Origin of the sequence: Stenotrophomonas lactitubi, from assembly GCF_002803515.1 — a bacterium.
GTDB classification, from domain to species: Bacteria; Pseudomonadota; Gammaproteobacteria; order Xanthomonadales; family Xanthomonadaceae; genus Stenotrophomonas; species Stenotrophomonas lactitubi.
On the sequence record NZ_PHQX01000002.1, the window covers coordinates 23,622 to 50,142 of the forward strand.

The window sequence follows — 26,521 nt, forward strand, 5'->3', positions numbered from 1 at the left end:
GGCATATGCGACAGAAGCGCCTCCGAGATCTGGATGGGGTCAGAGCCCTTTCCCGTTGGGAAAGGGATCCGACCCATGATCAGAACAATTGGCCCTGCACCGTGGGTTGTTCGATGCGCGTTGGTTCGTCGGGCACTTCTTCCGCGCCCAGCCTCCACGCCAATCCACCGAGACGACTGGCATGCCGCTTCAACGCGGCCTCCAGCACGTCGGCGCTGCCGGCTACCTGCAGGCGCTGGCGGGCGCGGGTCAGGCCGGTGTAGACCAGCTCGCGCGACAGTACGCGGCTGTCCTGCCGTGGCAGCTGCAGCCACACTTCATCGAACTCCGAGCCCTGCGCCTTGTGCACGGTCATCGCGAAGGCGCTCTCGTGTGCAGGCAATGCTGCCGGGTGGAAGGCGCGCGGCTGGTCGGCGGTCTCGCCGGGGAACCAGGCCGCCATCGCGCCGCTGCCATCGCGCAGGCAGATGCCGATATCGCCGTTAAACAGGCGATGGCGGTAGCTGTTCTCGGTGATCAGCAGCAGCCGGCCCTGGAAGTAGCCCGGGGTGTTGCCGGCCAGCAGCTGTTCGATGCGGCTGTTGAGGCCGCGCGCGCCCTGCGGGCCTTCGCGCAGTGCGGTCAGCACGCGCAGGCGACCGGCCTGCTGCAGCGCCTTCGCCGGATCCACCGCGTCGGCCAGCGCGCGCCAATGGTCGAGCAGATGCTCGCGCTGGCTGCGCAACGGATCGGCTTCGCCTTCATGGAAGCGGACGCCGGCCAGTTCACCGCTGCGCAGCAGGCGCAGGGCGGTGCCACTGTCGCCGCCGCGCACGGCCTGCGCCAGCGGTGCCAGGTCCAGCGCATCACTCTGCCGGTAGCCCCGTTGCAACTGCACGCGGCGACCAGCAAATGCACGCGGTGCTGCCTGCGGCTGCAGCGTGGCCGGTGCCAGCAGGCCATGCAGCGCCTGCGCGTCGTCGGCGCGGGTGCCGATGCCATCGCCGCTGGCGCGCAGGATGGCGCTGAGCACATCGCCGGCTTCCACCGATGGCAGCTGGTCGGGATCGCCGAGCAGGATCAGGCGGGTGCCGCTGGCGATCGCGTCGACCAGTTTGGCCATCAACGGCAGGTCGATCATCGAGGCTTCGTCGACCACCACCACGTCCACCGGCAACGGGTTGTCGGCGTGATGGAGGAAGCGCGGTGAATCGGGAATCACCCCGAGCAGGCGATGCAGGGTGGTGCCGGTGCTGGGCAGCGCAGTGCACAGTGCCGGGTCCAGCCCCTGCTCCTGCAGCCGCTGCACGGCCAGGCGCAGGCTTTCGGCCATGCGCTCAGCGGCGCGGCCGGTAGGTGCAGCCAGCGCTACCTTCGGTACGGGCAAGCCCTGGTGCACCGCCTGTGCGGCCAACAGCAGCAGCAGGCGGGCGATGGTGGTGGTCTTGCCGGTACCGGGGCCGCCGGTGACCAGAGCCAGCGGGTGGCGCAGGGTCACGCCGGCGGCGCGTGCCTGCTGGTCTTTGCTGGTGGCGGCCTGCGGGAACAGGCGCGCGAACAACGGCGCCACGGCAGCCATGTCCGGTGCAGGCAGCGGATGGCGGCCGATGCGCTGCAGGCCAACCGCCAGCTGCCGCTCGTACTCGCGGTAACGGCGCAGGTACAGCAGGCCGTTTTCCAACACCAGCGGTGCTTCCTCTGCGGCGGCGCTGGCGTCCTGCGGCGTCGCCACCCAGGGCGAGGCCCGCAACTGCGCCAGCCACTGCGCAGGCTCGGGCCATGCCGGGACGCCATCGATCAGGCGCTGTGGCTGGCGTGGATCGAATCCAGCGTGCCCCTGCGCCACGGCCAGCGAGGCCAGTGCGGCCGCCAGCGCCACGTTCTCCGGGGTGTCCTCGCGCAGGCGCTTGAGGCTGGTGGCCAGGGCGTGGTCCAGGGTGCGCAGCTGGCCACTGCGATGCAGGTCGCGCAGCAGGCTCATGCGGTTTCTCCGCGCGCGCGCGCCGCCATGTCTGCCTGGGCCGCTTCGCCGCCGGCAAACAAGGCATCCAGCGCATCCACCAGTTCCGGTGCGAAGCGCTGCACGTGCACGCCGTTGCCGGCAACGTCCAGACCCCGGCAGAACAGGTAACGGATACCGCCCATGTCGCGTGCGTAGTCGTAGGCCGCGCCCAGGCGGAAACGCAGCCAGCGATGCAGGGCGACGGTGTAGATCAGCGCCTGCAGGTCGTACTCGCTGTGGCGCATGGCGATCTGCAGCAGGTCCGGGCTGTAGCCCGGCAGCCGGTTGGATTTGTAGTCCAGCACATACCAGCGGCCGTCACGCACGTAGGTCAGATCGATCTTGCCGGTCATCAGGCCTTCCAGCCTTCTGCGCAGGCCAAAGCCACGCCGCGCGCTGGAGATGCCGTGGTCGTGCAGCAGCTGCAGCAGCACCGGTACTGCGGTCGGTTCGATGGCGAAGTGGAATTCGATCTCGGCCCGGCGTTCGGTCTCAGGCACGCTGCACAGCGCGCCGCCTTCGGGCAGCGGCACGGTGAGGGTATGGCCCACCAGCGGCACCAGCACCGCCACGCCATCGTCCAGATCCTCGTCGGCATAGCCTTCGTCGTGCAGCGAGCGGCGCAGCACGTCGGCCTGTCCCTCCGGTGCCGGTTGCTCAGGCTGCCAGCCGGTCCACAGTCCGAAGTCGACGTTCTCCAGCGCATCGTGCAGGACGTTGCCGAAACGGCTGCCCATGAAGCGTGGATCCGGCGGCGCCATGTCTTCTGCAGCGGCTTCCGGCAATGCCGGTTCCAGCGGCAGCTCGGCACCGGCGGGTTCGTCGGCGGCCGGTGCCGGCAGTTCGGTGGCCGCCGCTTCGATATCGTCGCTGTTGCCAGCGTCGGCATGCGCCAGCTGGGTGAAGCTGTAGACCCACCAGTCATGTGGCACACGGCGGGTCAATGCGCGCACCGCAGGCAGCTCACCTTCGGTTTCGGCCAGCAGCTGCGGTAGACGACCCGGCAGTACGCTGTCATCCAGCTCCACGTCCGCGTGCGCGCGCAGCACCTGCAGATCGCCCAGCAACGGGGCCAGGCGGGTTTTCGCGTGGCCAGCCAGATCGCCGGTGGCGATCCACAGCGCATGCTCGGCGCGGGTCAGGCCGACGTAAAGCAAGCGCGCGTCTTCTGCACGCTGTTCGCGCTCGCGCTGGCTGCTGGCCGCTTCCCAGGCATCGTCCTTGTCCAGCTTCCAGTGCAGCTGACGCTCGCCCTGCAGGTGCACGGTGCAGTGGGAAGCGGTGTTCGGCGCGCCACCATCGATCCCCACGAACGGCAGGAACACCAGCGGGTATTCCAGGCCCTTGCTCTTGTGCAGGGTGATGATCTGCACCCGCCGCGCGTCGGACTCCAAGCGCAGCAGCTGCTGCTCATCGTCCTGGTCGGCGTTGGCCATCTGCCCCTGCAGCCAGTCCAGCAGGCCGTGCATGCCCAGTGCCTGCGCCGAGGCTTCCTGCAGCAGTTCGCCCAGCTGCAGGTAATTGGTCAGGCGCCGCTCGCCGTCGATCAGCGCCAGCAGGCGCTCGCCCTGCGCCGCGCAGACATCGGCAACCACCGCGAACGGTCCGCCACGCTGCCAGCGCTCGCGCCAGTGCAGCAGTTGCGCCTGGAACCCGCGCTGCAGGTCGCCCTCGCGCTCCATGCTGGCAATCGCACTTGCGCGCTGGCCCAGCAGCACGGTTGCCAATGCGGTGCGCAGGCGCCCTTCGTCGGCCGGTTGCAGCAGGGCCAGCAGCAGCGCACGCAGGTCACGCGCCTCGCTGGTGGCGAACAGGCTCTGCTTGCCGGCCGCCACGGCGGGAATGCCGACCGCAGCCAGCGCGCGCTGCACCAGCGTCGCTTCGCGATGCGAGCGCACCAGCACGGCGATATCGCCAGGCTGCAGCGCACGCCCGCGCAGCAGTGCGGTGCCGGCACGCGCCTCCAGCAGGATCTGGTGGATCGCGGCCACGCAGGCCTGGGTCGCCGCGTCACGCGAAGCATCGGCGCCGAAGGCTTTTTCACCCTCGCTGCGCAACAGGCGCAGGGTGAGGGCGGGTGCGGCCCGGCCATCGCGCAGGTAATCCTCATCGGCACGCACGCCACCCGGGCGCACCGGCTCGAACTGGATGTCGCGTTCGAGGAACGCGTCTTCGCCCGCGTTGTCGTACAGCGCCTGCAGCGCGCGCAGCACGGCCGGGCGCGAGCGGAAGTTCTGGTCCAGCGCCGGCGCCTGCTCGGCCACCTGTTTGGCTTTCAGGTAGGTATGGATGTCGCCGCCGCGGAAGCCATAGATCGCCTGCTTGGGGTCACCGATCAGGAACAGCGCCGGCTGCAGCCCCAGTTCGTCCACCTCCGGCGAGGCGCCGAATACGGTATGGAAGATGCCCCACTGGCGGTCGTCGGTATCCTGGAATTCATCGACCAGGGCGATGCGGTACTGCGCACGCAGCTGCTTCACCAGGGCCAGCCGCTGCGGGCCTTCCAGTGCGCGGGCGACGCCGTCGATCAGATCGTCGTAGGTCTGCACGCGGCGCAGGCGCTTCAGGGCCGCCAGGCGCTGGCTGGCATCCTCGCGCAGCGCATGCAGGAAGTTCAGCGCACTGGCCCGCAGCCACTGCTCACGCTCGGCGAGCAATGCGACATAGCGCGCCAACGGGGCCTGCAGCGGCGAAGACGGTGTGCGCTCGGTGAACTTCTTGTTGGTCTTGGCTACGAGTGCATCGGGCAGCAGCGCAGGCAGGCGGTCGCTGGACAGCAGTTCGGCGGCGTCGCCGCGCTCGGCCCAACCCAACAGCTGGCGACCCAGCGGGTGCAACCAGCCCAGCTTGTAGGAGACGCCGTTGATCCACTTGTTGTCGACCGCTTCGCACAGGTCCAGAAAGAAGCGCTCACCATGCTCGCGCACGGCCATCGACAGCTCCACCGCCGCGTCCTGCAGGGCCGGGTGCGGGTCGTCCACCGCCAGCGGCTGCGGCCGCGGGTGCAGGGGGGGCGAAGCCAGCAGCGCGCGCAGGTCAGCCGCCAGCGCATCCGGGGTGGACCACAGCCAGGTCAAAGGTTCCAGCGTTGCCGGGTCGTTGGCATGCACGCGCCAGAGATCGGCGGCCAGTTCTTCCAGCAGTTCACGATCGCTGGCCAGCAGCTCCGGCGGGTCGAAGGTATGCCCGCTCTCCAGCGCATGTTCGCGCAGCACGCGGGTGCAGAAGCCGTGGATGGTGAAGATCGCCGCCAGATCGATTTCATCGGCAGCCACCTGCAGGCGCCGCTTCAACGCCTTGGCGCTTTCGGTGCCGTCCTGCAGATGGCGTTGCAGCACCTGCCGGGTCAGCGCCGCGTCGGGCGTTTCATCTTCGCCGGGCGGCAGATCGACCAGGCGTGCGGCCAAGGCCAGGCGTTCACGGATGCGCTTGCGCAGCTCCTGGGTGGCCGCGTCAGTGAACGTCACCGCCAGGATCTGGCCGATACGCAGGCCCTGCTCGACCACCAGCCGGGTGAACAGTGTCGCCAGGGTGAAGGTCTTGCCGGTGCCGGCACTGGCTTCGATCAGTCGCGTGCCGTGCAGCGGCAATGCCAGGTAAGGGTCGGGGAAACGCGTGTCGATGAAAGGGCCCTCGGCAACACTGCTCATGCGTGGCCTGCCTGTGGATCGTTGCCGAAGCTGCGGCCTTCGCGCACGGCGCTGAAAACCACCTGGCTGTTGCGCAGCAGATCGGCGTAGCTGGCGTCGTCGGCGAACGGGTCGGCGCCACGCAGCAGCAGCTGCCAGGCATCACTGTTGGCTTCACCCCAGCTGCGGTCGCTGCCATGCCATTGTTTCCAGCCTTCACTGCGCTGCTTTTCCACCGGCGCGTTGAACAGCACCCAGCCGGTGTAGGGCGCGAAGCGCAGCGGCTCGCGCAGACCACGCTGGCGCAGCTGCAGCAGCGCGCGCAATGCCACGCGGGCTGCGGTCACGGTCAGCGCAGGCAACACATGCGGACCGGGGCCGGCATCACCACCATCGTGGAACTGCACCAGCGGCAAGGCATCGCCGGCGGCGTTGGCCAACAGCCAGTCCAGCCCTTGGCGGATCACCGCGTTGCCGTTGAGGGCGCCGGCGCGCAGTCGCACCAGGCCCTCCGGATGGCGATCGCCGACCCGGCCATGCAGGCGCACCCCGTCGATCTCCACTTCATAGCGGCGGCTCTCCCGTGGCGTGCCCTGCAACCAGCCGAGCATGGCCGTTGCGTAGGGCCGTGTCTTGAGTTGCTCCACTTCGAACTGGCGCTCGCCGAGGATGCCCGACGGCAACAGTCCGCGTGCGCGCAACCGCGGGTACAGCGGCTCGCTGTCGCCGGCCAGGGTGGCCTGCACCACGGCCAACTGCACGCTGCGCTTCTCCGGCCCGCGCGAAGACAGCACCAGCGGCTCCAGGTCGTCGACGTCCTCAACGTCGTCAGCCAGGCGCAGGCCCAGCGACTGCGCGAGGAACTGACCGGCCGGATCGCACAGGAAACGACGCAGGCTGTCCAGCGAGACCTCTTCTTCCACCGCGTCGTCCGCCGGTGGCGGCAGTGTGGTGTCGAACCACGGCAGCAGGCCGCCACGCTCCCCGCCCAGTCGCCCGGCGGCCGGATGCCACTGCCGGCGGTAGCTGAAGCGGCGCGGGTCGCCGTCACCGAAGGCGGCCGGCGAGAACGGCTGCAGCGCATGGCGCACGGTGAAATCCCGCGTAGCGGCCGGCGGGTCAAGGTGATAGGCCGCGGCGGCATCGATCAGTTCGCTGACCAGCACTGAGGGTTCGCGCACGCTGCCATCGCGCGGGTCCGCGCCGAGATAGCTGAGGTAGAACACGTCCTGCGCCGCAGCGAACAGCTGCAGGAACAGGAAACGATCGTCTTCGCGGGTGGAGCGGTCGCCCGGGCGGCGGCGCGGCGTATCCAGTTCGGCGGTGAGCTGGTTGAGGCCGGCGGCAGGGTCACGACGCGGGAAATCACCGTCGTTGAGGCCGAGCACGCAGATCACCCGGAACGGCAGCAGGCGCATCGGCACCATGCGGCCGAAGCTGATGCCACCGGTCAGCAGCGGCGCCCGCGTATCGGCTTCGGCCAGGGCACCGGCGAAATGTGCACGCACCACTTCCGGCGGCACGCCGTCGGCGAACCCGGCCTTGTACGCATCCTCGGCGAACTGGTTGAGCAGCTTGCGCAGGCGCTCCAGCGCACGCTGGCTGTTGGGTGAGCTGGGCGGCGTCGGCAGCAGCGCATCGAGCAGCGACAGCAGGCGTTGCCGCCACTGTGCCGGGGTCAACAGCTCGCCGAGCCGACGCTGGTAGACGGCCAGCACGCGCAGCAGGCGCAGCAGCCGGTCCAGCGCATCCAGCGCCCCGCCTTCCAGCTCGATCCACGGCGCCACCCCGGCCAGGTCCACCTCGCTGCCGGTGGCGTGGCCCAGCAGCAGGCGATCCAGCGCGAACTGCCAGGTGTAGGCATCATCGCTGGGGGCCTGCAGCTGGTCGCGATGGTCGGCATCCAGGCCCCACCGTGCGCCGGCCTGCTGCAGCCAGCCATGCAGTCGATCGAAGTCGACCGCTTCCAGCCCCGCCGCCTCGGCCAGCGGCGCACTGGCCAGCAGGTCCAGCACCTCGTTCAGGCCGAAGCGCGAAATCGGCAGGCCGAGCAGGTGCACGAACACATCGGCCAGCGGCTCGCCGGCCAGTGGACTGCTGTCGGCCAGCGCGTAGGGAATGTGCTCGTCGTCGCCACCACGTCCGCCGAACACCGCTTCCAGATAGGGCACATACGGATCGATGTCCGGCGCCAGCACGGCGATCTCGCGCGCCTGCAACGGCGGGTCGAAGCGCGGGTCCTGCAGCAGGCTGCGCAGCTGGTCGTGCAGCACCTGCAGCTCGCGCAGGCGGGTGTGGCAGGCATGCACCTGCAGGCTCGGGTCGTCGCTGCGCAGGCCGTCGCGCAGTTCGCCCGAGGGCAATGCGCGGCGGTGGAACAGGTCGCGCTGCAGGCGGTGCAGCAGGCTGTCGGACAGCCCGCCCTGGTCCATGGTCGCCCGCGTATCTTCCTCGGGGTCGGAATAGGCCGCGATCTCACCGGCCGGATGCACCACTTCGTAGCTGCCCAGCACCGCCATGAAATCGCGGCCGGCCGCACCCCACGCTTCCAGCAGGCGGTTCTCGCCGGCGGCCTCGCCGAACGGGTCCGGCGCGCCGCTGCGCAGGCGCTCTGCCAGGGTCTGCAGGTCGCCCCAGTAGGACTGCACCGGCGTGGGTAGATAGAAATGCAGTTCGCCCACCCGCGACTGGGTGGCCATCACCCGCAGTACGTCGGGTGAGATGTTGAGGGTGGCAAACGCCGACATCCGCGGCGGCAGGCCCTTCGGCAGCGGCTGGGCGGCGCCCTCGAAGCGGTCCAGGTAGGCCTGGATGCGGCGCGCGCGGTAACCATGACCAGCGGCGATGCTGCGCCAGAGGATGGCCTGCGGGTCGGCCGCATCGGCGCCGGCTTCCCAGCGCAGCAGCCAGTCGCGGCGCCAGGCCTGGTACTTCTCGAACACCGAGGCCAGTTCGCCGGCCAGGGCCCAGGGTTTGAGCGCGTCGCCACCGGCAAGATAGGACTGCAGCGCACGCATGGGGGGCTGCGCCAGCAGGTGCGGGTCGCGCAAGGCCTGGTACAGGCGCCAATGCAGGGCGGCCGCGTCCAGGTCGTCGGCTTCGCCCTCGACATTGGCGTTCAATGCACGGGCGACGAACTCACCGGGGGTGAGGAATTGCAGATTGGCTGCCACGCCATACTCGGCAGCCAGGGTCGCCTGCAGCCAGCGCCGCATCGCCACCTGCGGGATCAGCACCACCTCCGGCGCCAGCAGCGGCTGTCCCGGCACCGGCACACGCACATTGCGCGCCAGCAGGGCAGCCAGCACGTCCAGCGAATTGGAATGGTAGAGGCGGAAGTCGCTGCCCGGGTCACTCATCGTGCACAGTGTGCAGCACACCCGGCCGTATTCAATGCCGGGGGACGGTGATCGCGACGGATTGTTCCGGTCGTTTCAGGAATTGTCCCGGTCTGGCGGCGGTCCGGCCGTGCAACAATACTGGACCGTCCAGTCTGCTTATGTTCAGCAGTCTGACCCGATGCTTCAATGTCGAAAAAACGTTAAGGGTGCCCATGTCGGCTTCCACCTCCAGTCTGGTGCAGTTGTCCAACGTCCGCATCGACCGGAGCGGGCGCACGATCCTGCGCGACGTTTCGCTGCAGGTGCCCAAAGGCAGCATCACTGCCGTGCTGGGGCCGTCCGGCAGCGGCAAGTCGACCCTGCTGGCGGCGCTGACCGGCGAACTTCGCCCGGTTGCAGGCGACATCACCCTGTTCGGCAAGCCGATCCCGCAGCGCACCTCCGAACTGCTGGAGATGCGCAAGAGCGTTGGTGTACTGCTGCAGGGCAATGGCCTGCTGACCGACCTGACCGTGGCCGAAAACGTCGCCCTGCCGTTGCGCACCCACACCCGCTTGCCGGCACCGGTGCTGCGCCGGCTGGTGCAGATGAAGCTGCATTCGGTCGGCCTGCTGGCCGCCGCCGATGCCTGGCCACGTGAACTGTCTGGTGGCATGGCCCGCCGCGTGGCACTGGCCCGCGCATTGGCCCTGGACCCGCCGCTGATGATCTACGACGAGCCGCTGACCGGGCTGGACCCGATCGCCTCGGGTGTGATCATGAGCCTGATCCAGCGCCTCAACCACAGCCTGGGCCTGACCAGCATCATCGTCAGCCACCATGTGCACGAGACCCTGCCGATCTGCGACCAGGTGATCGCGATCGCCAACGGCGGCATCGTGTTCCAGGGCACGCCCGAAGCGCTGCAGTCCAGCCAGGACCCGCTGCTGCGGCAGTTCCTGCACGGCCAGCCCGACGGTCCCATTCCGTTTGATGCCGCACCGCGCGCGAGGGTTGCCTGATGCCGTTCGTGCAAGCCACCCGTTCGCTGGGCCGTGCCGGTCTGTTCTCGCTGACCGTGCTGCGCGGTTCGCTGCCGACCCGTGATTTCCTGGCCGAGCTGACCCGCGAGATCTACAAGATCGGTGCGCGCTCGCTGCCGATCATCGCCGTGGGCGGCGCCTTCGTCGGCCTGGTGCTGACCCTGCAGGGCTACCGCACGCTGACCACCTTCGGTGCGGCCGACGCGCTGTCCACCCTGCTCGGTCTGTCTTTGTACCGCGAGCTGGCACCGGTGCTGACCGCGCTGTTGTTCATCGGCCGCGCCGGCAGCTCGATCGCCGCCGAACTGGGCCTGATGCGCGCCACCGACCAGATCAAGGCGCTGGAACTGATGGCCATCGACCCGGTGGCCAAGGCCGTGGCGCCGCGCTTCTGGGCGGCGGTACTGACCGTGCCGCTGCTGACCGGCATCTTCTGTTCGCTGGCAATCAGCGCCAGCTATTTCGAAGCAGTGCACGTACTGGGCCTGGACAACGGCGTGTTCTGGTCGGCGCTGCGCAACAGCGTGGACTTCTGGGACGACTTCGGCGTGGCGATGCTGAAGTCGGCGATCTTCGGTGGCACCGCCGCACTGGTTGCCGCCTATGTCGGTTTCCACGCCGAACCGACCATCGAAGGCACCTCCGTCGCCACCACCCGTGCGGTGGTCAACGCTTCGCTGCTGGTGCTGATGTTCAACTTCGTGCTGTCGGCAATGTTGTTCACCTAACCCCTCCATCGGCGGTGCGCATCGGCGCGCGGCCACCACGACTGATCAGGTAATCCACATGGCCATCCGCGGTCCCAGACTCGAATTCTCCGTCGGCGCTTTCCTGCTGCTGGCCCTGGCCTCGCTGATGGTGCTGGCCGTCGCCTCGACCAACCAGCGCTGGAGCTGGGGTGGCGAAGGCTATGAACTCAAGGCCCGCTTCTCCCAGGTCGGCCAGCTGCGCAAGCAGGCGCCGGTGAAGATCGGCGGCGTCACCGTCGGCCAGGTCGCTTCCATCGAACTGGACCCGGTGAAGTTCGAATCGATCGTGACCCTGCGCATGGACAGCAAGGTCAAGGACCTGCCGGCCGACACCTCCGCCGGCATCTTCACCAGCGGTTTGCTTGGCGAGAGCTATATCGGTCTGCAGCCCGGCGGTGATCCGGACGTGCTCAAGCCCGGTGAGGAAATCGTGTTCACCCAGCCGGCCGTGGACCTGCTGCAGCTGGTCGGCAAGTACATGTTCAGTGGCGGCGCCGGTGGTGGCGCTGCTCAGAAACCCAACGATGGCGAGCAGTCGCCTGCAACGGAACCGCAACCATGAAGATGAAACTGATCCCGGCCCTGCTCGCCTCGTCGCTGCTGCTGGCCACCCCGTTCCTGGCCCAGGCGCAGGCCGCCCCCGCCGCTGCCGCCGCCCCCCAGGGCCAGGCCGGCAAGGTGGTGATCGACGCCAGCAGCCGCATCATGTCGACCCTGCAGCAGCGCCGTGCTGAGTTCACCAGCAACCCGGCCAGCCTGCGCAGCTACATCGACAGCGAACTGACCCGTACCTTCGACCGCGACTATGCCGCGCGCCTGGTGCTGGGCCCGCACGCCCGCGGCGCTTCGGATGCCGACATCAAACTGTTCGCCGATGCGATGGCCGACAGCCTGATGCAGCGTTATGGCTCGACCCTGCTCAACATCCAAGGCAAGCCGAGCTTCCGCCTGAAGGGCGAGAGCCCGCTGCCGGGCAACCGCGGCGTGCGCGTGGCCACCGAACTGGTGCGCGCCGCCAACGAGCCGACGCCGGTTGAATACTGGATGCGCAACGTCAACGGCCAGTGGAAGATCTTCGACGTGAACATCGAAGGCATCTCCTACGTGCAGACCTTCCGCAACCAGTTCGATGCCCCGCTGCGACAGAAGGGCATCAAGCAGGTAGCCAACGATCTGCGCAGCGGCAGCATGCAGGCCGGACCGGCCGGCAATGGCAAATAAGGCGCTGGCGCTGCTGGAAGGTGACACCCTGCGCCTGCGCGGGGTGCTCGACCGTGCAGCGGTGATCGCGCTGTGGCCGCAGCTGCAGGCCCTGCCGGCGCAGCTGTCGCGGCTGGAACTGGCGGAGGTCGAGCGCGTGGACAGCGCCGGCCTGGCGTTGCTGGCCGAGCTGGCCGCGCGCGCGCGCCAGGGCGGTCATCCGCTGACGATCTCCGGCGCCCCCGCCGGCTACAACGAACTGAGCGCGGCCTACCGGCTGTCGCCCGACCTGGACTTCAACGCTACTTCTGCTGCGAGCTGACATGAACGTCGTGCGCGTTTTCCCTCTGATCCTCCTGGCCGCTGCGCTCAGCGCCTGCGCCGGCAAGCCGGCACGCAGCGACGCGCCGGTGGCCGATACCGTGGTTCCGCCGACTGCTGCAGCACCTGCCGCAGCCACTGCTGCTGACACCGAGCCGGCCAGCCAGCCGACGCAGGCCGACACGCCGCCCGCTGCGGCCGCCGTGGACACCGGCAGCCGTGCCCCGACAACCGATGCCGCCACCGACGCGGCGGCGACCGCACCGGGCGGCGACAACGACTTCGATGCGCTGTACGGCACCAGTGACAACAGCCGCAGCGCTACCGCCTACGACCCGTGGGAACCGTTCAACCGCAAGGTGCACGGCTTCAACAACGCCGTCGACCGCGGTATCGCCCGCCCGTTGGCCACCGCCTATACCCACGTGGTGCCGCGCTTTGCACGTACCGGCGTAAGCAACTTCTTCAGCAACCTGCGTGCGCCGCTGACCATCACCAACCAGCTGCTGCAGGGCCGACCGGCCGATGCGTGGGACAGCCTGGGCCGGTTCCTGATGAACAGCACGCTGGGCATTGGTGGCCTGTTCGACCCGGCCAGCAAGGCGATGGTGCCGCGTCGCAACGAGGACTTCGGGCAGACCCTGGGTGCGTGGGGCTGGCGTCGTTCGCGTTACGTGGAACTGCCGTTCTTCGGCCCGCGTACCGTGCGTGATGTGTTCGGCCTGGCCGGTGACATCCCGTTGTCGCCGATCCGCCGCATCGAAAGCGACAAGTACCGCATCGGCCTGCAGGGCCTGCAGCTGGTCGACACCCGTGCACAGCTGCTGGCGATCGACGACCTGCGCGATACCGCGGTGGACGAATACGCCCTGGTCCGCGATGCCTGGATGCAGCGCCGCAACTACCAGATCGAGAACGATCTGCGCAGCAAGCGCGAGCGTGGCAGCGACGATGCGAACTCGCCGATCCCGGTCGATGCGATGCCGATGCCGCAGTGGACCAACTGACCGCTGCCGGCACCGCATGAAAAACCCCGCCTCGGCGGGGTTTTTTGTTTACTGGCATCCACCTACCTTCCGGTAGGTGCCAACCTTGGTTGGCACGTCGTCTTCAGGCCGCCAGCGCCGCCTCGACCGCTTCGCGCAGGCGCGCATCATCGGCGGCAACGTCCGGGGCGAAGCGGGCGATGACCTTGCCATCGCGGCCGACCAGGAACTTCTCGAAATTCCACAGCACCGCCGGTGCCGGGTGGATCGGAATCTCCTTGCTGGCCAGGCGCTCGCGCAGCGGGCCTTCGCCGATCGCCTGCGGCTGTGCGGCGGTCAGCTGCTGGTACAGCGGGTGGGTGTCTTCACCGGCCACGCTGATCTTGGCGAACACCGGGAAGCTCACGTCGTAGGTCAGCTGGCAGAACTGCTGGATCTCCGCCTCGCTGCCCGGTTCCTGGCCGAGGAAGTTGTTGGCCGGGAAGCCCAGCACTTCCAGGCCCTGCGCGTGCTTTTCCGCGTACAGCGCCTGCAGGCCTTCGTACTGCGGGGTCAGGCCGCACTTGGACGCCACGTTGACCAGCAGCAGTACCTTGCCCTGGTAGTCGGCAAGCGAGGACGACTGGCCGTCGATGGTGGTGAGGGAAACATCCTGGATCGAGGTACTCACGCGGGGGCTCCGGCTACGGCTGGGAAAGGCCCACCAGCATACCGCCGCATGCGCTGTTGTAGAGCCGAGCCCATGCTCGGCTGATGCCACGGTAGCCGAGCATGGGCTCGGCTCTACAGGACATCCTCAATCCACGCAGATCGTGCCCTGCGCCTTGCCACCGTCGATGCGCTGGCGGCAGCCGAAGTTCTGGCTGACATCACGCTGGCAGGTGCCGGTCGCCACAACGCCGGCAGCGACCTCTCCCGTGGCCAGGCACTGTCCGCTGCAGTCGCTCTTGTTGCCGCACGACCTGCCAGCGTCGGCATAGGGAATCACGCACTGCACCCGTTGCAGGCGGCCCAACGGCTGCAGCGTACCGCCCGCTGCGCGGCAGTCCACATCGCGTGCTTCTTCATAGGCTGCAGCAGCTTCGGGGCTGTCGGCCGCCGTGGATGCCGTGCCTGCATCTTCGCTGGCCGGTGGCGCACTGCTGCAGGCGGCAAGCAGCGCGCCCAGGGCAAAGCTGGCAAGGAATCGGAGGCGCATGGCGGTACCTGAAGGGTGTGGACGGCGCCAGCATACGCACCCGCCCATGCAGGTGGCGTGTCAGCCGGCGTTGCCGTCGTCCTCTCCGTCGGTGGAGGTCAACTGCTGCATCGGATCGGGGGTCAGCTCAGGGGGCAACGCGCGCTTTGACTTGCTGCCCAGTTCGGCAAGCCGGCGGGCACGGCTGATGGCCGACTGCGGCGAATCGATCAAGCGGTTGCGTGCGTCGGCGTAAGCCTTTCCTGCATCATCAAGCTTCTTGCCCATGGCATTGAAGTCCTGCAGGAATCCAGTCAGGGCGTCCAGCACCAGTCCACCGGCTTCACTGATCTTCAATGCCTGCTTCTGCACCTTGTCACGTGTCCACAGTCGCTCGGCCACCCTCAACAGGGCCATCAGCGTATTGGGCGAAGCGAACACCACGCGGTTGTCGAAGGCATACGCCTGCAGTGCACCATCCGCGCCCAGCGCCGCCGACAGCGCGCCTTCGATGGGAACGAAAGCGATGGTGATATCCAGGGTCTCGCTGCCAAGAGCCTTCGGATAGTTCTTTTCGCCCAGATCCTTGACGTGCTGGCGCAGCGCCACCGCATGGCGGCGCAATGCATCTTCGGACTGTTCCGGCGTGGCGGCATTCATCGCCTCCTGCCAGGCGATCAGGTTGACCTTGCTGTCGATCACCACGCTGCGCTCATCGGGGAACTGCACCACCACGTCCGGCCGCAGGCGCGCGCCCTCATCATCCACGGCGTGCTTCTGCCGCTGGTAGTGAACGCCCTCCTCCAGGCCTGAGCCACGCAGCACGTTGTCGAGCATCAGCTCGCCCCAGTCACCGCGCACCTTGGCGCTGCCTTTCAGCGCATTGGTCAGCGCCGAGGCCTGTGCAGCCATGTCCTGGTTGAGCGTCTTCAGTTCACCCACCGCGCCAAGCAGGCTGGCACGCTGCCTCGCCTCTTCCCCGTACAGCGTGTCGACCCGGTTGCGGAAATCCCCCAGCCTGTCGGCAAAGGGTTTGAGCAGCCCTTCGATATCCGCGCGCGACTGCACCGTTGCCTGGCGCACGTTCTTTTCGAACTGTTGTCCGCGTTCGTCGAACACCTTGCCCGCCAGTTCGGCGAAGGCGCCGGAGAGCTTTTCCTTGGCAGTATCCAGATAGCTGCGCAGCTCGGCACTGGCGCGTTCGGAATGCTGCAGGTTGGCCAGCGCGCGAGCATGTTCGCCATGCAGCTGCTGGTAGCGCTGCTGCGCGTGTTGCAGCTCCTTGCTGGACTCGGCCAGACCGGCCCGTACCTGCGCCAGGGCAGCTTCGCGCTCGGCCAACATCGCTTCACGACTGGACGCCAACGCGGCCTCCCGCTCCACGCGTGCGGTCAGGGTAGTGACGAGCTGGGCGTGCTGCAGGCTTCGGCCACGCTCGCTTTCCAGCTCTGCCAGCAACGCTTCCAGCCGACCTCGCAGTTGACCGGCGTCAACCAGGGCCAGGCGATGCTGCTCGCGTTCGGTAACCAGCTGCTGCTGTGCTTCAGCAGCGGGGGCGCTGTTGGATGCCCGACGCCACAGCAGTACCAGCACCAGCAACGTCGCCAGCAGCAGCACCACGGCGACAATCATGAGGACTTCGATGTTCATGCGACCAGTGTAGCCCCGCTGCGCTAGCCTTGGTCGGACCACATCGGACCCGCCCATGCTTGTTCTCTACGGAAAGCCCACCTCGATCAACGTGCGCAAAGTGCTGTGGCTGTGCGCCGAACTCGATCTCCCGCTTACGCATGAACCAACCCCCGCGCCGGACCTGCTGGCCACGCTGAATCCGAGCCGGCAGGTGCCGGCGCTACGCGACGGCGACTTCGTGCTGTGGGAGTCCAACAGCATCTGCCGCTACCTGGCCGCACGCCAGGGCCGCGATGACCTGCTGCCCGCCACGGCACAGGGCCGCGCCAAGGTCGAGCAGTGGATGGACTGGCAGGCCACCGACCTCAACAGCGCCTGGCGCCACGTGTTCATGGCCCGCGTGCGCCAGCACCCCGACTTCGCGGACGACGCGCGCGCGGAGGCCAGCCTGACGCACTGGAATCATCTGATGACACTGCTCGATGCACAGCTGGCGACGACCGATGGCTACGTGGTGGGCAACACCTTCACCCTGGCCGACATCGTGCTCGGCCTGTCCACCCAGCGCTGGCGCAGCACACCGGGAAACAAACCGGCGCTGCCCCACGTGGAAGCCTGGTTCGAGCGCCTGCGCCCCCGCCCGGGCTTCGCTAAACATGTGGACAACGGCGTGGCGTAAGGGAGTTTCCGGCAGGGCTGCGCCCTGCACCTGCAGAGGCAACGTCAACATCGAAAGGCAGCATTCGGTGGGATGGCGGGGTGGCATGGATTTGCAGGACACGCCGTAAACCCATCCATGGGGGCTCGTAGGCGCCATCCATGGCGCCTGCGGTCCCGCAAACCCATGCCACCCCGCCTTTCACGGACTTCCGCGATCTGCAGTAGATCCACGCCATGCGTGGATGAAGGTCAGAAGGATCGCTTCGGGTTTCTTGTCTCCGGTTGGCCCGAACACTTACCAGCCTTCCAACACGATCTTTCCCTTCGCCCGATGGCTCTCCAGCAGCGCATGAGCACGCCGCAGGTTGGCCGCGTCGATGCGCCCGAAGTGCTCACCCAGCGTGGTCTGCAGCACACCGGCATCGACCAGTTCGGCCACCCGGTTCAGTAGTTCGTGCTGACGCTGCATGTCCGCGGTCTTGTACAGCGGCCGGGTGAACATCGATTCCCAGTGCAGCGACAGCGCCTTGCGCTTGAGCGCCATCACATCGATCTGGCCCGGATCATCGATCAGCCCCAGCTGCCCCTGCGGCGCCAGCAGCTCGACGATCTGCGCATAGTGCTGGTCGGTGTGGGTCAGGCTGGCCACGTGGTCCACCTCGGTGATGCCCAGCCGGGTCAGGCCCTCGGCCAGCGGCCGGGTGTGGTCGATCACATGGTGCGCGCCCATCGCCTGCACCCAGTCCTGGGTCTCCGGGCGCGAGGCGGTGCCGATCACCGTCAGCTTGGTCAGCCGACGCGCCAACTGCACAAGGATCGAACCCACGCCGCCCGCTGCCCCGATCACCAGCAGGGTCTGGCCGTCACCACCGCCTTCGGCGATGCGCAGGCGGTCGAACAACAGTTCCCACGCGGTGATCGCGGTCAGCGGCAGCGCCGCCGCCGCGGCATCGTCCAGGCTGGTCGGCTTGCGGCCAACGCTGCGCTCGTCCACCAGCTGGTATTCGGCATTGCTGCCCGGGCGATCGATCACACCGGCGTAGTACACCGCGTCGCCGGGCTGGAACAGGGTCACCTCGCTACCGATCGCATCGACCACACCAACCGCGTCCCACCCCAGCACGCGTGGGCCGTCGGTGGCAGCGCCGCGTCGCACCTTGGTGTCGACCGGGTTCACCGCCACCGCGCGCACCGCCACCCGCAGGTCGCGTGGGCCCGGCTGCGGCAGGGGCAGGTCGAGGTCGATCAGGGCCTGCGGGTCGTCGATCGGCAGGCCGGCATGGGTGTAGGCAATGGCGCGCATGGGGGAGATCCAATGAGGAGAGGCCACAGCGTGCGCCGTGCGCAGGGGGGCAGAAAGGCGCAGAATCGGTCAACACTTTCACTGCAGCAATGAAAATGGTCCGTTTCGACGATCTGCAGCTGTTCGTCCGTACCGCTGCGCTGGGCAGCTTCTCGCAGGCCGCACGCGAGGCCGATCTGCTGCCGGGCCAGGTGGCCGCGGCGGTGGCGCGGCTGGAGCGCGAGCTGGACCTGCGCCTGTTCGTGCGTACCACCCGCAGCCTGCGGCTGACCGCCGAAGGCGCGCTGTACCTGCCCTACGCACAGGACGTTCTGACCACCCTGCGCGAAGGCCAGGCGCGGGTGCAGGGCGAGGATGCCGAACTGCATGGCACCCTGCAGTTGTCGGCGCCCTCGGACTTCGGCCGCAACCTGCTGCTGCCGTGGCTGACCGCGTTCCGTGCCGCACATCCACGGCTGCGCCTGCACCTGCGCCTGTCCGATGAAGTGGCCGACGTGTTCCGCGACCCGGTCGACGTGGCGATCCGCATTGGCCACTTCGACGATGCCAGCTACGTTGCCCTGCCGTTGCTGGAAGGCAACCGGCGCGTGCTGGCCGCATCGCCGGAGTACCTGCGGCGGCGTGGCACGCCGACCCGGCTGGACGATCTGCGTGAACACGATTGCCTTGTCTACCAGCTCGGAGGGCGTGCCTACGATCGCTGGTCATTCGAGCTGGAGGGGCGCCGCGTAGTGATCCCGGTGCGCGGGCCATTGGTCTGCGACGACGCTGACGTGGTGCGGCGTTGGGCGGTCGCCGGCGAGGGCATCACCTACAAATCCTGGCTGGACGTGCGCGACGACGTGCTGGGTGGACGCCTGCAGGTGCTGCTGGATGGCATCGGCAGCCACATCCCCCTGCAGCTGGTGTGTCCGCACCGCAAGCAGTTCTCACCGGCGGTGCGGCAACTGCACGCGCAGCTGCGCCAGTACCTGCAACCGCTGCTGTCCGCGATGCCCGGCCATGACGGCCTGCCCCTGTCGCCTGCAACGCCGCTGGCCGACAATGGTGCTCCCCCGTTGTAAGAGAATCGCGCCATGCCGTGGATGGGCATCCAGGACCTGTGGACCTTCCTGCTCGCTGTGCTGGTGTTTCTGGCCCTGCCCGGGCCGGGCACCTTCACCCTGCTGACCGCCACTGGTCGTGGCGGTGTACGCGGCGGCTACACGGCGCTGGCCGGCCTGCTGGTCGGCGACCAGATCCTGATGTGGCTGGCATTGGCCGGCGTGGCCGCGCTGCTGAAGGCCAATCCGACGGTGTTCCATGCCGTGCAGTATCTCGGCGCGGCGTACCTGGTGTGGGTAGGCATCAGCCTGCTGCGCACGCCCAAGGGTGACGGTGCCGAGGTCGGCCCGGTGCGCATGCAGCCAGGCCGCTACTTCCACCAGGCGATCCTGGTCAGCCTGCTCAATCCGAAGGCGATCCTGTTCTACATGGCGTTCCTGCCGTTGTTCATCGACCCCAAAGCCCATCAGGGCATGGCCACCTTCGCGGCGCTGGCCGGAATCATCTTCGTGGTCAGCATCGCCTACTGCTCGCTGCTGATCTGGGTCGGCAACCTGGCCCGCCGTCGGTTGATCCAGCACCCGCGGGTCAGCGATGCGCTGCGGCGTGTGGCCGGCCTGTTCCTGGTCGGATTCGGCATCCGCCTGGGCCTGAACGGGTGATCCGGCGGCGGCTGGCGCTGGTGTTCATCGGGCTCATGGCCGGCACCGCAGCGGCCAGCGCACAGGACCATCGCTGCCTCACCGGGGGCCGCAACGACGGCATCCACCTGCTGTGGCGCTGGCTGGACGATGGCAGCGCCGAGGTGCAGTACGCCGGGCAACGCGGCCGCCTGCAGGTGCAACGGGCGTCGCAGGAAACGACGGTGCTGGACGAGGACCGCCCGTACCAGTTCGACAGCGTCTGGGAAGAACGCATCGGTGGCCGCCTCAATGGGCGCTACTACCTGACCACGCAGGGCGCGCGCGTCTACGGTTTCAGCTACGAGCGCGCCCGCGACGGGCGACGCACCGAGTTCAATGAGGACGTCGAGGCGTGGCAGGAAGATGGCTGCCATTGGGCGGGCGTCGAGCCGCTGACCGTCGCGTCGAGTGGGCTCGACTGAGCCGACGCGACGGCCGCCAACCAGGGTTGGCGCCTACCAGGGCTGCGAATCATGCATTCCCTCGCGCAGGTGATCGATGAACACCCGCAGCTTGGGCGCCATCTGCTCGCGCGCGGGGTAGTACAGGTGGAAGCCGGGGAACGGCGGCTGCCAGTCCTGCAGCACACTCTGCAGTCGCCCAGCGGCGATGTCGTCGGCCATCAGCGAGGCGAAACCCTGGGCCATGCCCAGCCCCGCCAGCACGGCGTGATGGGCGACACCGGCATCGTTGAACGCCAGCCGCCCGCTCACTTCCACGTCCAGGTCGTGGCCTTCGCGGCTGAACTCCCAGGGCATCAGCCGGCCATTGGCCAGGCGGTGCACGATGCAGGCGTGGCCCTGCAGGTCATGCGGGGTCTGCGGCACGCCATGGCGTTCGAAATAGACCGGCGTAGCCACCACCACCTGCCGCTCGGGTGGCCCGACCGGCACCGCGATCATGCCCTGTGCGAGTGATTCGCCCAGGCGGATGCCGGCGTCGAAGCCCTCGGCCACCAGATCGGTCAGCGCTGGGTCGACGCACAGTTCCACCTGCACCTGCGGGTAACGCGCAAGGAAGTCGGGCAGCCGCGGCAGCACCATGCGATCGGCGACGATGCGCGGCAGGGTCACGCGCAGCCGCCCGGCAGGCACCGAGCGCGCGCTGTCCAGTTCGGCAAATGCCTGGTCGATCTGGTCCAGGCCTCCGCGCACGCGCTGCAGGAAACGCGCGCCGTGTTCGGTCAGGCTCACCCGCCGCGTGGTCCGCTGCAGCAGGCGCACGCCCATCCGCGCTTCCAGCGCACGCACGCTCTGCGACAGCGCCGAGGTCGACACGCCCAGCGCGTTGGCGGCGCGGGTGAAGCTGGCATGTTCGGCCACGCGGACAAAGGCGACCACGGCAGTGAGGGGCGCGGAGGCATCCATTGTGAAGCCAACCTTCAAGGTAAGTCCGTTGGCACGCAGTTTATCCACATGATGGCGTGGAGGATGCTGTGCCCCTCGCCACTGCCCATCCAGGCGTGGCGCCTTCCCCAAGGAGATCCGCATGAAGACCCGTACTCTCGGCCCCGCCGGCCCCACCGTGTCCGCCCTCGGCCTCGGCTGCATGGGCATGAGTGCCTACTACGGCGGCCGCGGCAGTGACGATGACGGCATTGCCGTCATCCGGCACGCGCTGGACCGTGGCGTAACCATGCTCGACACCGCCGATGTGTATGGCCCGCACACCAACGAGGTGCTGGTCGGCCACGCGATTGCCGGGCGCCGCAACCAAGTGTTCCTGGCCAGCAAGTTCGGTATCGGCCTGGACCCGGCTGACCCAAAGGGGCGCCAGGTCAACGGCCGCCCGGACTATGTGCAGGCCGCCTGCGAGGCCAGCCTGCGCCGCCTGGGCGTGGACCACATCGACCTGTACTACCAGCACCGCGTCGACCCGACCGTGCCGATCGAGGACACCGTAGGTGCGATGGCGCGCCTGGTGGAACAGGGCAAGGTGCGCTGGCTGGGCCTGTCCGAGGCCTCGGCGGCTACGCTCCGCCGCGCCCATGCGGTGCACCCGATCACTGCGGTGCAGAGCGAGTACTCGCTGTGGTCGCGCGAGCCGGAGCAGAACGGAGTGCTGGCCGCCACGGCGGAACTGGGCATCGGCTTCGTGCCATATTCGCCGCTGGGCCGTGGCTTCCTGACCGGCGCCATCCGCAGCCCGGATGACTTCGACGCCGATGATTACCGGCGTACCTCGCCCCGCTTCGAAGGCGAAAACTTCCAGCGCAACCTGGCGCTGGTGGACACCGTGCAGGCGCTGGCCGCCGAACGCGGCATCGCCGCCTCGCAGCTGGCGCTGGCCTGGGTGCTGTCGCGCGGCGAGCACATCGTACCGATCCCGGGCACGACGCGACTGGCACGGCTGGACGAGAACCTCGGTGCGCTGCAAGTGGAACTGGATGCGGCCACGCTGGACGCACTGGATGTCGCCTTCCCGCTGCATGCCGCTGCGGGTGAACGCTATTCGGTCAGTGGCATGGCCAACATCGAGTCGTAGGAGCAGCCGGGACGAACGCACACCGGTGGCTGCCGCCGGATTGTGCCGATTCCGGCAGCCTGGCCGGGGCGCAGCGCGCGCCACGCCATGCATGACCCCCGTCAGTGGCAATGCTGCGCTGCGTTCGGTCACACTCGGGAACTTGTCGTTCTCAGTCACCCCTTCCGAGGCCTGCATGTCCCTGCTCCGGCGCAAGTCCCTAGATTCCGTCACCGTCCATGAAGCCGGCCGGCGCCTGGTCCCGACCCTCAGCTGGCCGCACCTGATCGCGCTCGGCATCGGCGCCATCGTCGGCACCGGCATCTACACCCTGATCGGCGTCGGTGCCGACCGCGCCGGCCCCGCTGTGCTGATCTCCTTCGCCATCGCCGGCGCGGTGTGTGCCTGCGCTGCATTGGCCTACGCCGAACTGTCCACGATGATGCCGGCTGCCGGCAGCGCCTATACCTACAGCTACAGCGCGCTGGGCGAGGTCTTCGCCTGGGTGGTGGGCTGGAGCCTGATCCTGGAATACTCGCTGGTGGTGAGTACCGTGGCGGTCGGCTGGTCGGGCTATTTCGTCGGCTTCCTGGAATGGGTGCATACCCAGTTCGGCTGGGACCTGCGCCTGCCGGCCATGCTCGCGGCGGGCCCGCACGTCGATGGCGGCATGATCAACCTGCCCGCCATCGTCATCACCTGGCTGGTGGCACTGATGCTGATGGCCGGTACCAAGGAGAGCGCCACCCTCAACGCGATCCTGGTCGTGTTCAAGCTGATCGCGCTGGCCATCTTCGTGGCGGTGGCCCTGCCGGCGTTCGATACCAACAACCTGCAGCCGTTCATGCCCTACGGCTTCGCCAAGACGCTGGGGCCGGATGGCGTCGAGCGCGGCGTGATGGCCGCAGCGGCAATCATCTTCTTCGCGTTCTACGGCTTCGATGCGATCTCCACCGCCGCCGAAGAAACCAAGAACCCGGCGCGCGACCTGTCCATCGGCATCATCGGCTCGATGGTCGGCTGCACCATCGTGTACGTGCTGGTGGCGCTGGCCGCGATCGGTGCGATGAGCTACACCGTGTTCGGCCAGAGTGCCGAGCCGCTGGCACTGATCATGCGCCAGCTGGGCCAGCCAACCGCCGCGATGCTGATCGGCGTGATCGCCATCATCGCCCTGCCGACCGTGCTGCTGGCCTTCCTGTATGGCCAGAGCCGCATCTTCTTCGTGATGAGTCGCGATGGTCTGCTGCCGCGTGGCCTGTCCAAGGTCAACGCACGTACCGGCACGCCGGTGGCGACCACGCTGTTCACCGCCGTGGTGGTGTCGGCGCTGGCAGGTGTGGCGCGCCTGGACGAGATCGCCGCACTGGCCAATGCCGGCACCCTGGCTGCGTTCACCGCCGTTGGCATCTGCCTGGTGGTGCTGCGCGTGCGTGAGCCGAACCGCGAACGTACCTTCCGCACGCCGTTCGCCTTCATCGTCGGCCCGCTGGCGGCGCTGGGCTGCATCTATCTGTTCATCAGCCTGCCGCACACCACCCAGCTGTACTTCCTGGCGTGGAACGTGGTCGGCCTGGTGCTGTACTTCGCCTACAGCCGCCGCAATGCGCTGATCGGCCGGTAAAGGTAGCGCCGGGCCATGCCCGGCGGTCTTTGGGGATTGCCGGCCAGCGGCCGGCACTACCGCAGGGCGGCTAGCCGCCCTGCTTTGCCGCGTAGTCCTGCGCCTGGCGCATCACCCGCAGCAGGTTGCCGCCCCAGATGGCGGCGATCTGCTGCTCGGTGTAGCCCTTGCGCAACAGCCACGCGGTGATCTTCGGCAGCTGGCTGACATCGGGCAGGTCGCTCAGGCCACCGCCGCCATCCCAGTCCAGGCCAATGCCGACGTGCTCGGGACCGACGACCTTGAGGATGTGTTCGAAGTGGGCGAAGAAGTCGTCCAGGCTGGCGTGGCGCACCGGGTGTTCGTGGTCCAGTGCCTGTTCGGCCTTCTGCAGCGCCACGCCCTGTTCGATGGTCATGCCTTCCCAGCCCCCCAACTGCTTGCTCAGGGCTTCTTCGGCCTGCTTGCGCTCGGGCGACTTGGCGGTGTCGATCAGGTAGCCGCCATACGCGTTCACCTGGATCACGCCGCCCGCCTTGGCCAGCTTGCGCAGGCGTGCGTCGTCGAGGTTGCGTGGGTGGTCATAGATCGCCTTGGCCGAGCTGTGCGACAGCACGAACGGCACCGGCATCATCGCCAGCAGATCGTCGAACACGGCATCGGAGGCGTGCGACTGGTCGATGACGATGCCCAGCTTCACCGCGGAGCGCACCAGGTCCTTACCGGCCGGGCTCAGGCCTTTCCACTCCGCGCCCTTGGGATCGGTGGCCGAATCGGCGAACTCGTTGTTGGCGAAGTGCACGGTGCTGAGCAGGCGCAGGCCCGCACGGTGATAGAACGACAGCAGGCTGGGATCGGCCACCAACGGGCTGGCGTTCTCCATGCTGATGTAGACCACGCGCTTGCCAGCGGCCTTGATGCGCGCTGCGTCATCGGCCGTCAGCGCCAACGCGAAGCGCTCGGGGTTGGCGGCCAGCATCTGCCGGATCTCCAGCAAGCGCTGCAGGCCGTGATCGCGTTCGGCCGGATGCGCAGCGGCAGTGCGATCGCCCTGGTCGGTGTAGATCGCCCAGAACCCGCCATCAAGTGCGCCTTCGACCATGCGCGGGTAATCCACCTGCGAGAGCGCATTGCGGTCGTGCCGCTGCTCGATGTCGAAGCCGTCGCGGCCGAAGTTGGCCGGCGTATCCAGATGGCTGTCCAGGGTCAGCAGGCGCTGCTGCAGTGCCTTGGCCCGGGCCAGCTCCTGCGCGCTGAAGTCGACGGCATGGGCGGACAGCGGCGCACTCAGCGCCAGGGCGAGCAGCAGGGACAGGCGACTCAACGAAGGCATGGGCTCTCACCAGCAGAGGGAAGAGCCCGACCATAGCGCTGCTGTCCACGCTTTTGTAGAGCCGAGCGTAGGCCCGGCGCTACAGGTTGCCGGCCCGTGTCCGGCGTGACGTGTTCCGCAGCTCAGTCCACCACGCGGCAGAACACGGCCTTCAGGTAACGCGATTCCTGCACGTGGGCCATGAACGGATGGTCCGGACCGGCGCCGGCCACCTTCAGGATCTGGATGGTGCGGCCAGAGAAGTACGCTGCACGACGCAACATGTCCAGGAACTGGTCCTCGGCCACCAAGCCGGTGCAGGAGAACGTGGCGAACAGGCCACCGGGCTTGACCACGCCAAGCGCCAGCTTGTTCATGTCCAGGTACTTCTTCAGCGCGGTGATCACCTGCTCACGGTCGCGGGTCATCTTCGCCGGGTCCAGGATCACCACGTCGTACTTCTCGCCGCGGTTGGCCGCATCACGCAGCCACGGGAAGATGTCGGACTGGACGAACTTCGGGCGCACGTTGTTCAGACGCGAATTGCCCTTGGCGATCTGGATGACGTCTTCATCGATGTCGATGCCGACCACTTCCGATGCACCGCGCGCGGCCGCATACACGGCGAAACCGCCGGTGTTGCAGCACAGGTCGAGCACGCTCTTGCCTTCCACCTGCTGGCTCAGCCACTCACGGTTCTCGCGCTGGTCAGCGAAGAAACCGGTCTTGTGCGCACCGGCCGGGTCGGCGCGGAACTTGATGCCGTACTCGGTGATCACCGACGCTTCGGTGGTGGTGTTGCCATGGAAATCGAAGCTTTCCTGCTTCTGCACGTGCTCGTCGGCGAAGCTGTGGAAGCGGCAGCCCGGGAACTGTTCACGCAGGGCGTCGTAGATCCACTCGCGGTGGCGGAACATGCCGGCGGCGAAGAACTCCACCACCACCAGGTCGTTGTAACGGTCCACTACCAGGCCGGACAGGCCGTCGCCTTCACTGTGTACCACGCGCCAGGCGTCGGACACCGCATCAAGCTTCAGCACCTCACGACGCAGCGACACCGCCTGGGCGATCTTGCGCGAGAACCAGCCCGCGTCCACCGGGATCTGCGGGTCGGTTTCAAGGATGCGTACGGCAATACGCGAATGCCCGTTGTAGAAGCCACGGCCGATGAACTCGCCATCCACGCCGACGACGTCGACGAGGGAGCCGGGCTTGGGCCGGACGGTCGGCTTCTCGACCAGTTTCTGGAAGATCCACGGGTGGCTGGAACGCCACGCGTTCTTGAGGCGGACAACGGGAAGGGGGGTATTCATCCACCTATTGTAAACCGGGCGCCGGGGTCAGATCCCCACAGGGGCGCTGACCCCGGGCCGGTGTGCCAACCAAGGTTGGCACCTACCAGAGCTGGTCCCGGC

General features: G+C 67.9%; 22 protein-coding genes. 12 read left to right on the forward strand and 10 right to left on the reverse strand.

The window, feature by feature from the left end:
* Positions 1-79 precede the first annotated feature (79 nt).
* Genes recD through recC form a run of 3 tightly spaced genes read right to left on the reverse strand, consistent with a single transcriptional unit; the run spans position 80 to position 8,969 of the window.
* The gene (gene recD, locus CR156_RS19670) at positions 80-1,960 is read right to left on the reverse strand and encodes an exodeoxyribonuclease V subunit alpha (protein ID WP_100554249.1); all 1,881 of its coding nucleotides are present in this window, start codon (positions 1,958-1,960) and stop codon (positions 80-82) included.
* Positions 1,957-5,631 (reverse strand): exodeoxyribonuclease V subunit beta, encoded by a 3,675-nt coding sequence (gene recB, locus CR156_RS19675; protein ID WP_100554250.1) that lies wholly within the window; start codon positions 5,629-5,631, stop codon positions 1,957-1,959. Before recB ends, recD begins: the two co-directional genes overlap by 4 nt.
* Positions 5,628-8,969: an exodeoxyribonuclease V subunit gamma gene (gene recC, locus CR156_RS19680; protein ID WP_100554251.1), complete on the reverse strand. Its 3,342-nt coding sequence runs from the start codon at positions 8,967-8,969 to the stop codon at positions 5,628-5,630. Before recC ends, recB begins: the two co-directional genes overlap by 4 nt.
* A 194-nt stretch (positions 8,970-9,163) precedes the next feature.
* Between recC and CR156_RS19685 the strand changes: the two genes are divergently transcribed.
* The 6 genes from CR156_RS19685 to CR156_RS19710 are packed head-to-tail and all read left to right on the forward strand — an operon-like array spanning position 9,164 to position 13,250.
* Positions 9,164-9,952 carry an ABC transporter ATP-binding protein gene (locus CR156_RS19685; RefSeq protein ID WP_100554252.1) on the forward strand — a complete coding sequence of 263 codons (789 nt, stop codon included), beginning with the start codon at positions 9,164-9,166 and terminating at the stop codon, positions 9,950-9,952.
* Complete coding sequence (locus CR156_RS19690; protein WP_005414955.1) at positions 9,952-10,701, forward strand: MlaE family lipid ABC transporter permease subunit; 750 nt, start codon at positions 9,952-9,954, stop codon at positions 10,699-10,701. Before CR156_RS19685 ends, CR156_RS19690 begins: the two co-directional genes overlap by 1 nt.
* 58 nt (positions 10,702-10,759) lie before the next feature.
* Entirely contained in the window at positions 10,760-11,284 is a 525-nt protein-coding gene (gene mlaD / locus CR156_RS19695; protein WP_100554253.1) for an outer membrane lipid asymmetry maintenance protein MlaD, read from the forward strand.
* Positions 11,281-11,943, forward strand: a complete 663-nt coding sequence (locus CR156_RS19700) for an MlaC/ttg2D family ABC transporter substrate-binding protein (protein WP_100554254.1) — start codon at positions 11,281-11,283, stop codon at positions 11,941-11,943. Before mlaD ends, CR156_RS19700 begins: the two co-directional genes overlap by 4 nt.
* Positions 11,933-12,244 carry an STAS domain-containing protein gene (locus CR156_RS19705; protein ID WP_025875628.1) on the forward strand — a complete coding sequence of 104 codons (312 nt, stop codon included), beginning with the start codon at positions 11,933-11,935 and terminating at the stop codon, positions 12,242-12,244. The genes CR156_RS19700 and CR156_RS19705 overlap by 11 nt, the downstream gene beginning before the upstream one ends.
* 1 nt (position 12,245) lies before the next feature.
* Complete coding sequence (locus CR156_RS19710) at positions 12,246-13,250, forward strand: MlaA family lipoprotein (RefSeq protein WP_100554255.1); 1,005 nt, start codon at positions 12,246-12,248, stop codon at positions 13,248-13,250.
* 103 nt (positions 13,251-13,353) lie between these two features.
* On the opposite strand, the gene CR156_RS19715 is transcribed toward CR156_RS19710, so the two are convergent.
* From CR156_RS19715 to rmuC, 3 genes are all read right to left on the reverse strand, one after another.
* The gene (locus CR156_RS19715) at positions 13,354-13,899 is read right to left on the reverse strand and encodes a glutathione peroxidase (RefSeq protein ID WP_100554256.1); all 546 of its coding nucleotides are present in this window, start codon (positions 13,897-13,899) and stop codon (positions 13,354-13,356) included.
* A gap of 126 nt (positions 13,900-14,025) precedes the next feature.
* A complete protein-coding gene (locus CR156_RS19720) occupies positions 14,026-14,427 on the reverse strand; it encodes a hypothetical protein (RefSeq protein ID WP_100554257.1) in 402 nt (133 codons plus the stop codon).
* Between the two features lie 60 nt (positions 14,428-14,487).
* Entirely contained in the window at positions 14,488-16,056 is a 1,569-nt protein-coding gene (gene rmuC, locus CR156_RS19725) for a DNA recombination protein RmuC (RefSeq protein ID WP_100554258.1), read from the reverse strand.
* A 55-nt stretch (positions 16,057-16,111) separates the two neighbouring features.
* On the opposite strand from rmuC, the gene CR156_RS19730 reads away from it, so the two are divergent.
* A complete protein-coding gene (locus CR156_RS19730) occupies positions 16,112-16,717 on the forward strand; it encodes a glutathione S-transferase family protein (RefSeq protein ID WP_100554259.1) in 606 nt (201 codons plus the stop codon).
* A gap of 276 nt (positions 16,718-16,993) precedes the next feature.
* Here the strand turns inward: CR156_RS19730 and CR156_RS19735 are convergent, their stop codons facing one another.
* A complete protein-coding gene (locus CR156_RS19735) occupies positions 16,994-18,001 on the reverse strand; it encodes a zinc-binding alcohol dehydrogenase family protein (RefSeq protein ID WP_100554260.1) in 1,008 nt (335 codons plus the stop codon).
* 89 nt (positions 18,002-18,090) lie between these two features.
* Here CR156_RS19735 and CR156_RS19740 point away from each other — a divergent pair, with 89 nt between their 5' ends.
* The 3 genes from CR156_RS19740 to CR156_RS19750 are packed head-to-tail and all read left to right on the forward strand — an operon-like array spanning position 18,091 to position 20,150.
* Entirely contained in the window at positions 18,091-19,065 is a 975-nt protein-coding gene (locus CR156_RS19740; RefSeq protein WP_100554261.1) for a LysR family transcriptional regulator, read from the forward strand.
* Positions 19,066-19,077: 12 nt separating this feature from the next.
* Positions 19,078-19,707 carry a leucine efflux protein LeuE gene (gene leuE, locus CR156_RS19745; protein WP_089241943.1) on the forward strand — a complete coding sequence of 210 codons (630 nt, stop codon included), beginning with the start codon at positions 19,078-19,080 and terminating at the stop codon, positions 19,705-19,707.
* A 35-nt stretch (positions 19,708-19,742) separates the two neighbouring features.
* Positions 19,743-20,150 (forward strand): hypothetical protein, encoded by a 408-nt coding sequence (locus CR156_RS19750; protein WP_165781027.1) that lies wholly within the window; start codon positions 19,743-19,745, stop codon positions 20,148-20,150.
* A 33-nt stretch (positions 20,151-20,183) separates the two neighbouring features.
* On the opposite strand, the gene CR156_RS19755 is transcribed toward CR156_RS19750, so the two are convergent.
* Entirely contained in the window at positions 20,184-21,095 is a 912-nt protein-coding gene (locus CR156_RS19755) for a LysR family transcriptional regulator (RefSeq protein WP_100554263.1), read from the reverse strand.
* A 121-nt stretch (positions 21,096-21,216) separates the two neighbouring features.
* On the opposite strand from CR156_RS19755, the gene CR156_RS19760 reads away from it, so the two are divergent.
* Both CR156_RS19760 and CR156_RS19765 read left to right on the forward strand, forming a co-directional pair.
* Entirely contained in the window at positions 21,217-22,212 is a 996-nt protein-coding gene (locus CR156_RS19760) for an aldo/keto reductase (protein WP_100554264.1), read from the forward strand.
* Between the two features lie 175 nt (positions 22,213-22,387).
* Entirely contained in the window at positions 22,388-23,815 is a 1,428-nt protein-coding gene (locus tag CR156_RS19765; protein WP_100554265.1) for an amino acid permease, read from the forward strand.
* A gap of 70 nt (positions 23,816-23,885) precedes the next feature.
* On the opposite strand, the gene CR156_RS19770 is transcribed toward CR156_RS19765, so the two are convergent.
* Both CR156_RS19770 and CR156_RS19775 read right to left on the reverse strand, forming a co-directional pair.
* Positions 23,886-25,127 (reverse strand): dipeptidase, encoded by a 1,242-nt coding sequence (locus tag CR156_RS19770; protein ID WP_100554266.1) that lies wholly within the window; start codon positions 25,125-25,127, stop codon positions 23,886-23,888.
* Positions 25,128-25,249: 122 nt separating this feature from the next.
* On the reverse strand, positions 25,250-26,419 hold the full coding sequence (locus CR156_RS19775; protein ID WP_089241927.1) for a class I SAM-dependent rRNA methyltransferase: 1,170 nt from the start codon (positions 26,417-26,419) through the stop codon (positions 25,250-25,252).
* Between the last annotated feature and the right edge of the window lie 102 nt (positions 26,420-26,521).

Bases quoted from the DNA above. Each gene is read 5' to 3' on its own strand.
- recD (WP_100554249.1), bottom strand. From the start codon at position 1,960: ATGAGCCTGCTGCGCGACCTGCATCGCAGTGGCCAGCTGCGCACCCTG.
- recB (WP_100554250.1), bottom strand. From the start codon at position 5,631: ATGAGCAGTGTTGCCGAGGGCCCTTTCATCGACACGCGTTTCCCCGAC.
- recC (WP_100554251.1), bottom strand. From the start codon at position 8,969: ATGAGTGACCCGGGCAGCGACTTCCGCCTCTACCATTCCAATTCGCTG.
- CR156_RS19685 (WP_100554252.1), top strand. From the start codon at position 9,164: ATGTCGGCTTCCACCTCCAGTCTGGTGCAGTTGTCCAACGTCCGCATC.
- CR156_RS19690 (WP_005414955.1), top strand. From the start codon at position 9,952: ATGCCGTTCGTGCAAGCCACCCGTTCGCTGGGCCGTGCCGGTCTGTTC.
- mlaD (WP_100554253.1), top strand. From the start codon at position 10,760: ATGGCCATCCGCGGTCCCAGACTCGAATTCTCCGTCGGCGCTTTCCTG.
- CR156_RS19700 (WP_100554254.1), top strand. From the start codon at position 11,281: ATGAAGATGAAACTGATCCCGGCCCTGCTCGCCTCGTCGCTGCTGCTG.
- CR156_RS19705 (WP_025875628.1), top strand. From the start codon at position 11,933: ATGGCAAATAAGGCGCTGGCGCTGCTGGAAGGTGACACCCTGCGCCTG.
- CR156_RS19710 (WP_100554255.1), top strand. From the start codon at position 12,246: ATGAACGTCGTGCGCGTTTTCCCTCTGATCCTCCTGGCCGCTGCGCTC.
- CR156_RS19720 (WP_100554257.1), bottom strand. From the start codon at position 14,427: ATGCGCCTCCGATTCCTTGCCAGCTTTGCCCTGGGCGCGCTGCTTGCC.
- rmuC (WP_100554258.1), bottom strand. From the start codon at position 16,056: ATGAACATCGAAGTCCTCATGATTGTCGCCGTGGTGCTGCTGCTGGCG.
- CR156_RS19730 (WP_100554259.1), top strand. From the start codon at position 16,112: ATGCTTGTTCTCTACGGAAAGCCCACCTCGATCAACGTGCGCAAAGTG.
- CR156_RS19735 (WP_100554260.1), bottom strand. From the start codon at position 18,001: ATGCGCGCCATTGCCTACACCCATGCCGGCCTGCCGATCGACGACCCG.
- CR156_RS19740 (WP_100554261.1), top strand. From the start codon at position 18,091: ATGAAAATGGTCCGTTTCGACGATCTGCAGCTGTTCGTCCGTACCGCT.
- leuE (WP_089241943.1), top strand. From the start codon at position 19,078: ATGCCGTGGATGGGCATCCAGGACCTGTGGACCTTCCTGCTCGCTGTG.
- CR156_RS19750 (WP_165781027.1), top strand. From the start codon at position 19,743: ATGGCCGGCACCGCAGCGGCCAGCGCACAGGACCATCGCTGCCTCACC.
- CR156_RS19755 (WP_100554263.1), bottom strand. From the start codon at position 21,095: ATGGATGCCTCCGCGCCCCTCACTGCCGTGGTCGCCTTTGTCCGCGTG.
- CR156_RS19760 (WP_100554264.1), top strand. From the start codon at position 21,217: ATGAAGACCCGTACTCTCGGCCCCGCCGGCCCCACCGTGTCCGCCCTC.
- CR156_RS19765 (WP_100554265.1), top strand. From the start codon at position 22,388: ATGTCCCTGCTCCGGCGCAAGTCCCTAGATTCCGTCACCGTCCATGAA.
- CR156_RS19770 (WP_100554266.1), bottom strand. From the start codon at position 25,127: ATGCCTTCGTTGAGTCGCCTGTCCCTGCTGCTCGCCCTGGCGCTGAGT.
- CR156_RS19775 (WP_089241927.1), bottom strand. From the start codon at position 26,419: ATGAATACCCCCCTTCCCGTTGTCCGCCTCAAGAACGCGTGGCGTTCC.